General features: G+C 70.1%; 8 protein-coding genes and 1 tRNA gene. 3 read left to right on the plus strand and 6 right to left on the minus strand.

All coding sequences use genetic code 11. The features are described from left to right. Positions 1–17 precede the first annotated feature (17 nt). The 3 genes from ACFWHU_RS01490 (at position 18) to ACFWHU_RS01500 (ending at position 7196) form a co-directional block, all read left to right on the plus strand. Positions 18–1166 carry a ricin-type beta-trefoil lectin domain protein gene (locus tag ACFWHU_RS01490; protein ID WP_387223111.1) on the plus strand — a complete coding sequence of 383 codons (1149 nt, stop codon included), beginning with the start codon at positions 18–20 and terminating at the stop codon, positions 1164–1166. Positions 1167–1270: 104 nt separating this feature from the next. Continuing rightward, on the plus strand, positions 1271–3544 hold the full coding sequence (locus ACFWHU_RS01495; protein WP_387223114.1) for a DEAD/DEAH box helicase: 2274 nt from the start codon (positions 1271–1273) through the stop codon (positions 3542–3544). A gap of 187 nt (positions 3545–3731) precedes the next feature. Next, on the plus strand, positions 3732–7196 hold the full coding sequence (locus ACFWHU_RS01500; protein ID WP_387223116.1) for a CARDB domain-containing protein: 3465 nt from the start codon (positions 3732–3734) through the stop codon (positions 7194–7196). Positions 7197–7321: 125 nt separating this feature from the next. Here the strand turns inward: ACFWHU_RS01500 and ACFWHU_RS01505 are convergent. The 6 genes from ACFWHU_RS01505 to sucC form a co-directional block, all read right to left on the minus strand. After that, positions 7322–7409, minus strand: a tRNA-Leu gene (locus tag ACFWHU_RS01505). Positions 7410–7550: 141 nt separating this feature from the next. After that, positions 7551–7961 (minus strand): VOC family protein, encoded by a 411-nt coding sequence (locus ACFWHU_RS01510; protein WP_387223118.1) that lies wholly within the window; start codon positions 7959–7961, stop codon positions 7551–7553. A 10-nt stretch (positions 7962–7971) separates the two neighbouring features. Next, positions 7972–8412, minus strand: coding sequence for a helix-turn-helix transcriptional regulator (locus tag ACFWHU_RS01515; RefSeq protein WP_387223121.1), 441 nt, complete (start codon positions 8410–8412; stop codon positions 7972–7974). A gap of 160 nt (positions 8413–8572) precedes the next feature. Beyond that, complete coding sequence (locus ACFWHU_RS01520; protein ID WP_385798935.1) at positions 8573–10114, minus strand: aldehyde dehydrogenase family protein; 1542 nt, start codon at positions 10112–10114, stop codon at positions 8573–8575. A 280-nt stretch (positions 10115–10394) separates the two neighbouring features. Next, the gene (sucD, locus tag ACFWHU_RS01525) at positions 10395–11282 is read right to left on the minus strand and encodes a succinate--CoA ligase subunit alpha (RefSeq protein ID WP_387223124.1); all 888 of its coding nucleotides are present in this window, start codon (positions 11280–11282) and stop codon (positions 10395–10397) included. A 51-nt stretch (positions 11283–11333) separates the two neighbouring features. Next, positions 11334–12467, minus strand: a complete 1134-nt coding sequence (gene sucC / locus ACFWHU_RS01530) for an ADP-forming succinate--CoA ligase subunit beta (RefSeq protein ID WP_387223127.1) — start codon at positions 12465–12467, stop codon at positions 11334–11336. Between the last annotated feature and the right edge of the window lie 125 nt (positions 12468–12592).

Here is a 12592-nt window from a genome sequence, read left to right on the forward strand (position 1 = left end):
AAAGGGAAGGCCCCGCCTTGCGAAGAAACGCCTCACGCCGTGTCCAAGTCCTGCTCAGTCTCCTGGTGTTCGCCATGACGGCGGCCCTGATGACGCTCACCCAGACCGCCGCGACCGCCGCGCCGACCGCACCCAAGGCTCCGGCCGCGCCCGCCGAGTCCAACGGCGGAGTCCGGATCATGCCTCTCGGCGACTCGATCACCCACGGGCACAACATCCCCGGCGGCTACCGCATCAACCTCTGGCAGCACCTCGCCACCGGTGGCTACACGGTCGACTTCGTCGGCTCGCAGTTCAACGGGCCGCCGGAGCTGGGCGACCACGACCACCAGGGTCACTCGGGCTGGCGTATCGACCAGCTCCGTTCGAACATCGACGGCTGGCTCGCCGCCAGTGACCCGCGCACGATCATGCTCCAGATCGGTACGAACGACGTGAACCAGAACTACGACCTGGCGAACGCCCCGGCCCGGCTCTCCGACCTCATCGACCGCATCCTCCAACAGAAGCCGCGGATCGAGCTGTTCGTGGCGACGATCACCCCGGAGTCGAGCCCCGACCTGGAGGCCCGGGTCAAGACGTTCAACGCGGCGCTGCCCGGCATCGTCAACAGCAAGGGCCCACGCGTCCACTTGGTTGACATGTACAAGGCATTGACGGTCGCCGACCTCGCCGACGGCGTCCACCCCAACGCCGCGGGCTACGCCAAGATGGCGACCGTCTGGTACAACGCGCTGCGCTCGGTGCCCGCCAGTCTCGTACCGCTCGACGCGCCCGGCCAGGGCGCCCTCGTCAACGCGCGGTCGGGCCGCTGCCTCGACGTCGAGGGCGCCGTGACGACCACGGGCGCGGGGACGATCGTCTACGACTGCCACCGCAGGACGAACCAGCAGTGGGCCCGTACGGCCTCCGACGAACTGCGCGTGTACGGCGACCGCTGCCTTGACGCGCGCGGCGCCGCCACGGCCGACGGCACGCCCGTCATCATCTGGGACTGCCGCGGCACGGCCAATCAGCAGTGGCGCGTCAACACCGACGGCTCCGTCGTCGGCGTCGCCTCCGGCAAGTGCCTGACGCCCGCGGCCGGCGGAACGGCGAACGGTACGAAGCTGGAGCTGCGCACCTGCACGGGTGACGCCGGCCAGCGCTGGACCATGGCCGCGTAGTCCACAACGATTCGCCGGGCGCGCCGGATCCGGCCCGCCCGGCGATGTCGTACCCCCGTGGAATCATGTCGCTCGACCGGATGTGGTGAACCACGAGAGGCGTCATGGACGACGGGGCAGGGGCTGGGCGGCAGCCGGTACAGGTGCGGGTACCGGTGCCGTTGGGCAGCGGCGCCCGGACCGTACTCGACCGCGCAGACCGCCTCCTCGCCGCCGCGCGCCGGGTGGTCGGCGACCACGCCGACGTACGGAACGGTGTCCTGAAGGCCATCACTCCGCTGCGCGACGCGCTGGTCCGCCAGGAGTTGGACGGCGTTCCCCTCTCCCGGCTCGCCGATGTCACCGAGGGCCGGCTCCGGCTCGGCGCGCTCGAACAGGCCGGGTACACGAACGTGCGGAAGGTACTCGACTCCTCGGCGTACGAGCTCTGTCACGTCCCCGGCATCGGCACGCGGAGCGCCGGACAGGCGATCGTCGCCGCGCGCCGGCTCGCGGAGGCGATGGCGGAGCATGTCGTCGTCCGCCTGGACGCGGACGACGCCGAGGACGCCGACCCCAACTCCACGGCGCTGGTCGTCGCGTTGAACCGGATGGTGAACGCCGGTCCCGACATCCCCCGCGCGGTGGCGGCGGCGAAGCGGATCGACGCCGGCCTCACCCCGCTGCTGCCACCCGCCCGTCCGGCCGGCGACCGGCTGCGCATGCTGCTCACCGGCAAGCGGCGCCGGCAACAGGCGCAGCGGGCCGTCCGATCGGTCGACGCGTTCCTCGCCGACGCCGCCGACAGCGAGGTCCCGCTCCTCCTCGCGCAGGCGGCCACGGATCTGCTGCGGCCCGCCGCTCCGGCGGACGAGGCGTGGCTCGACTTCCAGGTGCGTCCCGCGGACTATCTGGTCCTGCTCGCCGAACTCTCCGAGCTGTCCCCGGACCTGGACGCGGCCGAGGGCTTCCTGCCCGGCGACATCTCCGAACGCGTCCGCGCGCAGCGGCTGGACGACACCCACCGGCGGGTGTCGCTGCGTGGTTACCAGGCGTTCGGGGCCCGGTTCGCGCTGGCCCAGCGCCGGGTGATCCTGGGCGACGAGATGGGGCTGGGCAAGACGATCCAGGCCATCGCCGCCCTCGCGCACCTCAAGGCGGAGGGCCGGACGCACTTCCTGGTGGTCTGCCCGGCCAGCGTGGTCATCAACTGGATCCGGGAGATCGAGTCCCGCAGCACGCTGCGCGCGTACCGGGTGCACGGTCAGGACCGTGCCGTGGCGCTGGCGCAGTGGACGCGGCACGGGGACGTCGCGGTCACCACGTACGACGTCCTGGGTTCCCTCGCCGTCCCCGACGCCACGACGCTCGGCATGCTGGTCGTGGACGAGGCGCACTACGTCAAGAATCCCGGGACCCGGCGCTCACGGACCGTGAAGGACTGGGCGGCGCGTACGGATCGCGTCCTGTTCATGACCGGGACGCCCATGGAGAACAGGGTCGGCGAGTTCCGCAATCTGGTGCGTCATCTCCAGCCGGCGCTCCTGCCCGGTATCGAGTACCACGACGTTGCCATCGGCTCCGAGGGTTTCCGCAAGGCCGTCGCGCCCGCGTATCTGCGCCGCAATCAGCAGGACGTGCTCACCGAGCTGCCCGAGCTGCAACAGGTGGACGAGTGGGAGGAGTTCAGTCCGGCCGCGCGCGCCGCCTACCGACAGGCCGTCGAGGCGGGGAACTTCATGGCGATGCGCCGTGCCGCGTACGCGGACCCCGCCACGTCGGCCAAGCTCCGGCGGCTGCGTGAACTCGTCGCCGAAGCGGCGTCGAACGGTCTGAAGGTCGTCGTCTTCTCCTTCTTCCGCGAGGTGCTGGCGGCGGCGGAGGAGGCACTCGTCCCGAAGCCCGGCCCGGACCCCGGCCCTGACCCCGCCCCCGGCTCGCCCACCGTCTTCGGTCCGCTCACCGGCCGGGTGCCGGCGGCCCGGCGGCAGGAGTTGGTGGACGGTTTCGCCGACGCGTCCGGGCACGCGGTCCTGCTGAGCCAGATCCAGTCGGGCGGCACCGGTCTCAACTTGCAGGCCGCCTCCGTGGTCATCCTGTGCGAGCCGCAGGTCAAGCCCACGCTGGAGACCCAGGCCATCGCGCGCGCCCATCGCATGGGGCAGCTCCGCCATGTCCAGGTCCACCGGCTGCTGACGGCGGACAGTGTCGACCAGCGCATGCTCCAGCTGCTCGGCACGAAGCAGCGACTCTTCGACGCGTACGCGCGCCTCAGCGAGGTCGCGGAGTCCACGCCCGAGGCGGTCGACATCTCGGAGCAGTCGCTGGCGCGGCTGATCGTCGCGGAGGAGCAGGAGCGGATGGCGCTCGCCCCGGGCCCCGCGTCGCCCGCTGTCTGACGGACCGTCGCCCGCATCGGGCATGCGCGCACTTGTTACCTGTGCGAAAACCGTTGACAACCTCCGGGCACGATTGCACCCTGTGAATCGCAAAAAAGTAAGCAAGTGACTCAAATTTTTGAGCCTCACCTCGCAACTTCATCGCACCGCCTCCCCCGCACCTCGTTCCAACCGGACAGAGGACCATATGAGACGGAAGCAGCTCAGACCCACACAGCCCACGCGGCCCAGACCCACGCGGTTCGCCCGGCGGCTGATCACCGGCATCGTCATGGCCGGTCTGATCGTCGTCGGACTCACCCCCCTCTCGGCCACGGCGGCCGAGCGCCCCAACCAGTCGATCGGCAAGAGCGTGTCGGCGAGCGGGTCCGAGGGGAACCATCCGGCCTCCAACGTCACCGACGGCAACCAGGCGTCGTACTGGGAGGGACCGAACAACGCGTTCCCGCAGACGCTGAGGATCGACCTCGGCGAGAGCGTCGCCGTCGATCAGGTGGTGCTCAAGCTCCCCACCACCTGGGAGGCCCGTACCCAGGCCCTCAGCGTCCAGGGCAGCACCGACGGCAACAGCTACAGCACCCTCTCCGCCTCGCAGGGGCGGCTGTTCACCCCCTCGTCGGCCAACACCGTCACCATCGACTTCCCCTCCACCGCCGTCCGTTACGTACGGCTGAACATCACCGGCAACACGGGCTGGCCGGCGGCGCAGATCTCCGAGTTCGGGATCTACGGCCCCGCGGCCGGCGATCCGGGCGACCCCGACCCCGGTGACGACGGCACCGATCTGGCGCGCGGCAAGCCGATCGAGGCGTCGTCCACGATCCACACGTTCGTCGCGGCCAACGCCAACGACGACAAGCTCAACACCTACTGGGAGTCGACCGGGCACCCGTCGAACCTGACGGTCAAGCTCGGGGCCGAGGCCGACATCACCTCCGTCGTGGTCAAGCTCAACCCCGACTCCGCGTGGGGGACGCGGACCCAGAACATCCAGGTGCTCGGCCGCGCCCAGGGCGCGACCGGCTTCACCTCGCTGAAGGCCCGCGCGGACTACAGCTTCAACCCGGCGAGCAACCAGAACTCGGTGCGGATCCCGGTCACCGGCCGGGTCGCCGACGTACAGCTCCAGATCTTCTCCAACACCGGTGCGCAGGGAGGCCAGGTCGCCGAGCTCCAGGTCATCGGGCGGCCCGCGCCCAACCCGGACCTCACGGTCACCGCGCTCTCGTGGTCCCCCACCTCCCCGGTGGAGACCGACGCGACCACCGTGAGCGCGACGGTGCGCAATGTCGGCACGGCCGCGTCCGGTCCGACGACCGTCAACGTCAGCATCGGTGGGACGGTCGCGGGGAGCGCAGCCGTCGGCGCCCTCAACTCGGGCGCCTCGGCGATCGTCCAGGTCGCCGCAGGCAAGCGCGCCGAGGGCAGTTACAAGGTGACGGCGGTGGTGGACCCGACCGACACCGTCGTCGAGCAGGACAACGACAACAACAGCTTCACCGCGGCCGGATCGCTGGTCGTGGGGCAGGCACCCGGCCCCGACCTCCAGGTGCTGAGCGTCAGCTCCACACCGCAGAACCCCGCCGTCGGGGCCTCGGTCCAGTTCACCGTGGCGTTGCAGAACCGCGGCACCACCGCGACCGGCGCCACCACGGTCACCCGGGTGGCGGTGGGCGGCACGACGCTCAACACCAACACCCCGTCGATCGCGGCCGGCGCGACGACGAACGTGAGCGTCAACGGCAGTTGGACCGCCACGAGCGGCGGCGCCAACATCGTGGCCACCGCCGACGCGACGAACGTCGTGACGGAGACCAACGAGACCAACAACGCGTTCTCCCGCTCGATCGTGGTCGGGCGCGGGGCGGCGGTCCCGTACGTCGAGTACGAGGCCGAGGCCGGCCGCTACCAGGGCACCCTGGTGGAGGCCGACGCGGTGCGCACCTTCGGGCACACCAACTTCGGCTCCGAGTCCTCGGGCCGTAAGTCGGTACGCCTGGGCAGCACGGGCCAGTTCGTGGAGTTCACCTCCACCAACCCCGCGAACTCCATCGTGGTTCGCAACTCGATCCCGGACGCCCCGAACGGCGGCGGCACCGAGGCCACGATCAGCCTGTACGCCAACGACACCTTCGTGAAGAAGCTGAACCTCTCCTCGAAGCACAGCTGGCTGTACGGCGACACGGACGGCCCCGAGGCTCTGACGAACACGCCGCAGGCCGACGCCCGCCGGCTGTTCGACGAGGCCAACTCGCTGCTGTCCACGACCTATCCGGCGGGCACCAAGTTCAAGCTCCAGCGCGACGCCGGTGACAACGCGTCCTTCTACTACATCGACCTGATCGATCTGGAGCAGGTCGCGGCCCCGGCGAGCAAGCCGGCCGAGTGCACCTCGATCACGGACTACGGCGCGGTGCCGGGCGACGGGATCGACGACACGACCGCCATCCAGGCGGCGGTCACGGCCGACCAGAACGGCACCATCGCATGCGTCTGGATCCCGGCGGGCCAGTGGCGTCAGGAGAAGAAGATCCTGACCGACGACCCTCTGAACCAGGGGCAGTTCAACCAGATCGGCATCAAGAACGTCACCATCCGCGGCGCGGGTATGTGGCACTCACAGCTCTACACCCTGACCGAGCCGCAGAACGCGGGCGGGATCAACCACCCGCACGAGGGCAACTTCGGCTTCGACATCGACGACAACACCAAGATCTCGGACATCGCCATCTTCGGCTCCGGCCGGATCCGCGGCGGTGACGGCAACGCCGAGGGCGGAGTCGGCCTGAACGGCCGGTTCGGCAAGAACACCAAGATCTCCAACGTCTGGATCGAGCACGCCAACGTGGGTGCCTGGGTCGGCCGGGACTACGACAACATCCCGTCGCTCTGGGGCCCCGCCGACGGGCTCGAATTCACCGGCATGCGGATCCGCAACACCTACGCGGACGGCATCAACTTCACCAACGGCACCCGGAACTCAAAGGTGTTCAACTCCTCGTTCCGCACCACGGGCGACGACTCCCTGGCGGTCTGGGCCAACCGGTACGTCAAGGACACGTCGGTCGACGTCGCGCACGACAACTCCTTCACCAACAACACCATCCAACTGCCCTGGCGCGCGACCGGCATCGCGGTCTACGGCGGTTACGGCAACAAGATCGAGAACAACATCGTCTCCGACACGGCCAACTACCCGGGCATCATGCTGGCGACCGACCACGACCCGCTGCCCTTCTCCGGGCAGACCCTGATCGCCAACAACGCGCTCCACCGCACGGGCGGTGCCTTCTGGAACGAGGACCAGGAGTTCGGTGCCATCACCCTGTTCGCGGCGAGCCGGGACATCCCCGGCGTCACGATCAGGGACACCGACATCTACGACTCGACGTACGACGGCATCCAGTTCAAGACGGGCGGCGGCACCATGCCGGGCGTCGTGATCGACAACGTCAAGATCGACAAATCCAACAACGGCGCCGGCATCCTGGCCATGAGCGGCGCCCGCGGCAGCGCGACACTGTCCGACGTGACCATCACCAACTCGGCGGACGGCCATATCGTCACCCAGCCGGGTTCGGGCTTCGTGATCACGGGCGGCCCGGCGGCGGCGCCGGCGTCGAGCAGAGTGACGGGCGGTGGCCGACGGTAACCGTGCCGTAGTGGCGACAGGTGCGGATCGGAGAAGACCTCGATCCGCACCTGTTCGCCGTCACGCGCACAACGCGAAAGACCCCGCACGAAGCGGGGTCTCAGCCGAACTCATTGGTGTTGCACTGGTGTCCGAGGGGGGACTTGAACCCCCACGCCCGATAAAGGGCACTAGCACCTCAAGCTAGCGCGTCTGCCATTCCGCCACCCGGACGAGTGGTCGAGCCTCAACGTTTCCGCCGGGCTGACGTAAAGAACGATACCAGGGCCCGGGAGTGCTCTTCACCCGCATATCCCGTGGTCCGGGGCGCACGGACGGATCTTCGCCGCTCCGTGCGACCCCGGTTCGCCGCGGCTACGCCTTCGGCTCCTGCGAGATCCGGACCATGTTGCCCGAGGGGTCGCGGAACGCGCAGTCGCGGGGGCCCCAGGGCTGGTCGATGGGCTCTTGGAGCACCTCGGCGCCGGAGGCGCGGACCTTCTCGAAGGTCGCGTCGAGATCGTCGGTGCGGAAGACGACCTGTGTCAGGACGCCCTTGGTGAGCAGTTCCTGGAGGGAGTCGCCGTCGGCCCGGGAGCGGCCGGCGTGCGGTTCCGAGAGGACGATTTCGAGGCCCGGCTGGTCCACGCTGCCGAGGGTGACCCAGCGGAAGCCGCCCGAGGCGACGTCGTTGCGCACCTCGAGGCCGAGGGCGTCCCGGTAGAAGGTGAGTGACTCGTCCGGGTCGTTGACGGTGATGTGGCTGTACTGGAGTGCGATGGTCATGTCACCAACGCTAGGCGGCTGTTTCGCGGCCCGCTTCTCGGATCCTGCTCGGTGCGTCCCTGGTCGGCCGGGTGTTCACCTTCGCCACGCACGCGGGCATCGCCGTGACGGCGCCGTGCTCGCGGGCGGCGTACGCGCTCGGCGTCTCCCCCATGATCTCGGTGAAGCGCGAGCTGAAGGAGCCCAGCGACGTACAGCCGACGGCCATGCACGCGTCGGTCACGCTCGTGCCCGTGCGCAGCAGCGCCATGGCCCGCTCGATGCGGCGGGTCATGAGGTAGCTGTACGGGGTCTCGCCGTAGGCCGCGCGGAACTGCCGGGAGAAGTGGGCCGGTGACATCAGGGCGTGGCGCGCCATCGTGGGCACGTCGAGCGGGAGCGCGTACTCTCGGTCGATCAGATCTCGGGCTCGCCGGAGGTGCGCGAGGTTGGCGAGATCGTTCGAGTTCATGAGTACGACGCTACACCGGGCCACCGACAGCGCCGCTGACCTGGGAATACGCACGATCCACCACTGGGCGGGCGGGCGCGGGAACGGCCCGAGGAATCGGCTGAGGAGGGGTCCGGGCGACCTCAGCCGATCCCGGTTCAGGGCCGTACCGGGTTCACCGTCACGGCATCAGGTGGTAGTCCGGGAAGTTGCCCGGCGGGCGCTCCCCGTCCGGGCCGTTGGTGACCGCCTTGACGAGCAGTTCCCCGCCGACGAAGGCGCCCCGCCAGGAGGAGCCGAAGCCGCCGAACAACTCCTCGCGGTCGCCGCGTGAGCGGGGCCGTCCGTGGCCGACCTTGAACGCGCGTATCTGGGGTGAGAGGCGCGCGTAGGTCTCCGGGTCGTCGGTCGCCAGCGTCGCGGCCAGTGCCCCGTTGGAGGCGTTCATGGCCGCGAGGAGTTCCGCCTCGGTGTCGACCAGGACGATCGTGTCGACCGGGCCGAAGGGCTCCGCGTGGTGCAGCGGCGAGGACGGCGGCGGGCCCAGCAGTGTCACCGGGGCGAAGTAGGCGGAGGTGTCCTGGCCGGGCAGGAAGCGCCCGTCGTCGAGCGATCCGTGGTGGAGGGGGACCGCGCCGCGGTCGATGGCCTCGGCCACCTGGTCGTTCAGTTCCTTGGCCTTGGCCGCGTTGATGAGCGGGCCGAAGTCCAGTTCGGGCAGCGGGTCGTCGGGGTGCTCGACGGCCAGCGGGTGACCGAGCCGGATGGAGCGGACGGCGGGCAGATAGGCCCCGAGGAAGTCCGCGAACAGCGAGCGCTGGACGACGAAGCGCGGGTACGCGGTGCACCGCTGCTTGCCGTAGTCGAACAGCTTGGGGATGACTGCGGTGAGCGCGTCCCAGTCGGTGTGGTTCCACACGCCCCAGGTGTTGAGGCCCTCCTGTTCGAGGATGTGGCGCTTGCCGAGGTCGGCGACGGTGGTGGCGATCCGGGCGCCGGTGTCGCGGCCTCCTACGAAGGAAACGCAGCCGATCTCCGGTGAGCGGACGAGAGCCTCGGACAGCTCTCCGCCGCTGCCGCTGACCAGCGTGATCGGCAGTCCCTCGCGGACCGCGAGGGCGGCGGCCAGGGTGAGACAGGCGACGCCGCCGTCGGTGGGCGCCTTGGCGATGACCGCGTTGCCGGCCAGCGCCTGGACGAGCATGGCGTGGACGAGGACGGACATCGGGTAGTTCCAGCTGGCGATGTTGGAGACCGGGCCCGGCAGCGGGCTGCGGCCCTCCAGCATGGGTTCGACGCCGTCCACGTACCAGCGCACGCCGTCGATCGCTCGGTCGACGTCGGCCCGGGCGAGGCGCCAGGGCTTGCCGATCTCCCAGACGAGGAGCAGGGCGAGCAGTTCGCGGTGTTCGGTCAGGGCGTCGAGGGTGGCGGAGACGCGGGCACGGCGCTCGGGCAGCGGGACGTGCCGCCAGGCGCTGTGCTGGTCGAGCGAGGCGCGTACGGCCCGCTGGGCGGTCTCGGCGTCGAGCCGGGGCGGACCGGCGATCGGGCTGCCGTCGACGGGGCTGTAGGCGGGGAGGGTACGGCCGCCGGACTGCCAGGAGGCGCCCCAGAGGTTGAGGACGTGGTCGTCCCGGAAGGCCTCGGGTGCGACGGCGAGAGAGTGCTGCCAGGCGTCGGACCAGGCGGTGCCCGGCTTCAGGATGAGGGTGGGTGCCATGGTGGGAACTCCGCTCGAAAGGGGGCGGGGCGCGTGAGCGCGGTTGCCGGACGACGTGCACGGGTCGTCCGGTACGGCGGGGTGGTGCGTGTTGTTTTCACCGGGCCCGCCCGGAGCCGGTTCGTCCTCGAACGCCGGACGGGCTGGATTCCGCTCGCCCGGCGCGTGAACGCCGGACGGGCTGAAAGTGGTCGCCGGGCGGGCCGGGGGTGGTCGCCGGGCGGCATCCCCCGGCCGGGGACGGGCGACGTCCCGTCCCCGGCCGGGGGCCGGTGTCGGGTCAGGCCGTGACCGCGATGCGGTCGAGCACCAGACGCGCCGTCTCCGAGGGCGTCGAGCCGACGCGTACGCCCGCCGCTTCGAGCGCCTTCTTCTTCGCCTCCGCGGTGCCCGACGAGCCGGAGACGATCGCTCCGGCGTGGCCCATGGTCTTGCCCTCGGGCGCGGTGAAGCCGGCGATGTAGCCGACGACCGGTTTGGTCACGTGGTCGGCTATGTACGCCGCCGCACGCTCCTCCGCGTCGCCGCCGATCTCGCCTATGAGGACGATGAGTTCGGTGTCCGGGTCGGCCTCGAAGGCGGCGAGGCAGTCGATGTGCGTCGTACCGACGACGGGGTCGCCCCCGATGCCGACCGCCGACGAGAAGCCGATCTCGCGCAACTCGTACATCAACTGGTACGTCAGCGTGCCCGACTTGGAGACGAGCCCGATCTTGCCGGGCTTGGTCGCGATGTCGGCCGGGATGATGCCGGCGTTGGACTGTCCCGGACTGATGAGTCCGGGGCAGTTCGGCCCGATGATCCGGGTTTCGCTCTTCTCAGCGTACGCCTGGAAGACGACCGCGTCATGGACGGGGATTCCCTCGGTGATGACGACGGCGAGGCCGATGCCCGCGTCAACGGCCTCCATGACCGCGGCCTTCGCGAACGGCGGCGGCACGAAGACGACGGTGACGTCCGCGCCGGTCGCCGCGATGCCGTCGGCGACGGAGCCGAAGACGGGTACCGCCCGGCCGTCGAAGTCGACGCTCTTGCCGGCCTTGCGCGGGTTGACCCCGCCGACGACGTCGGTGCCGGCCTCCAGCATCCGGCGGGTGTGCTTCATGCCCTCGGCACCGGTCATGCCCTGGACGAGGACCTTGCTCTCCTTGGTCAGGAAAATCGCCATGGTCTCTTCTCCCTCTTCTCCGTTGTCCGCGTTGTCCGTGGCTGTCCGGTGTTATCCGGCGTTCGCGAGTACGGCGGACTGGCGCGCGGCGCCGTCCATGGTCGTGACCTGCTCCACGAGCGGATGCGCGCGGTCGGCGAGGATCGCCCGGCCCCGGGCGGCGTTGTTGCCGTCGAGGCGTACGACGAGCGGTTTGGTCAACCGGACGGTCTCCAGGGCCTGGACGATGCCGTCGGCGACGGCGTCGCAGGCGGTGATCCCGCCGAAGACGTTGACGAACACGGATTTCACGTCGGGGTCGGACAGGATGACGGAGAGTCCGTCGGCCATGACCTGGGCCGAGGCGCCGCCCCCGATGTCGAGGAAGTTGGCGGGGCGGGCGCCGCAGCCGGCGACGACGTCGAGGGTCGACATGACGAGCCCCGCGCCGTTGCCGATGATGCCGACCTCGCCGTCGAGCTTGACGTAGTTGAGGCCCTTGGCGGCTGCCGCGGCCTCCAGCGGGTCGGCGCCCGGGTCCTGCTGTTCGTCGCCCCAACGGCTCTGGCGGAACCGGGCGTTGTCGTCCAGGGTCACCTTTCCGTCGAGGGCCAGGATGCGGCCGTCGGTGGTCCTGACGAGGGGGTTGACCTCGACGAGCAGGGCGTCCTCCCTGATCAGGACCTGCCAGAGGGATTCGAGTACGGGGGCGGTCTCCGGCGGCAGCGACGCCGCCGCCGCGATCTCCGCGGCCTTGGCCGCGGTGACGCCCTCGGCCGGGTCGACGGGGATCCGTGCCACCGCCTCGGGGCGGGTGGCCGCCACCTCCTCGATGTCCATGCCGCCCTCGGCGGACGCGATCGCGAGGAAGGTCCCCGCGGCGCGGTCGAGCACGTAGCTGACGTAGAACTCGGTCTCGATGTCGACCGGTTGGGCCAGCATCACCTTGGCGACGGTGTGGCCCTTGATGTCCATGCCGAGGATCTGGCGGGCGGTCAGTTCCGCCGCGGCCGGATCGGCCGCGAGCTTCACCCCGCCGGCCTTGCCCCGGCCTCCGGTCTTCACCTGTGCCTTGACGACGACCCGGCCGCCGAGCCGTTCCGCCGCGAGCGCGGCCTCCCTCGCGAACTCGACTGTTTCGGCCTCCGGCACGGCGATGCCGTACTCCGCGAACAGGTCCCTGGCTTGGTGCTCGTACAGATCCATGCCGGCTCCCACTGCAACAGAAAGGAATGAAAGTGCCGCACGCCCCCTGGACACCACCCACCGGATGCGGGATAACAAGCTTCATACAGTATTCGTCGACTGTATGCAATCCATCGCGGGAGCAC

The sequence above is a fragment of the Streptomyces sp. NPDC060366 genome, assembly GCF_042725135.1.
In the GTDB taxonomy this organism is placed as follows: domain Bacteria; phylum Actinomycetota; class Actinomycetes; order Streptomycetales; family Streptomycetaceae; genus Streptomyces.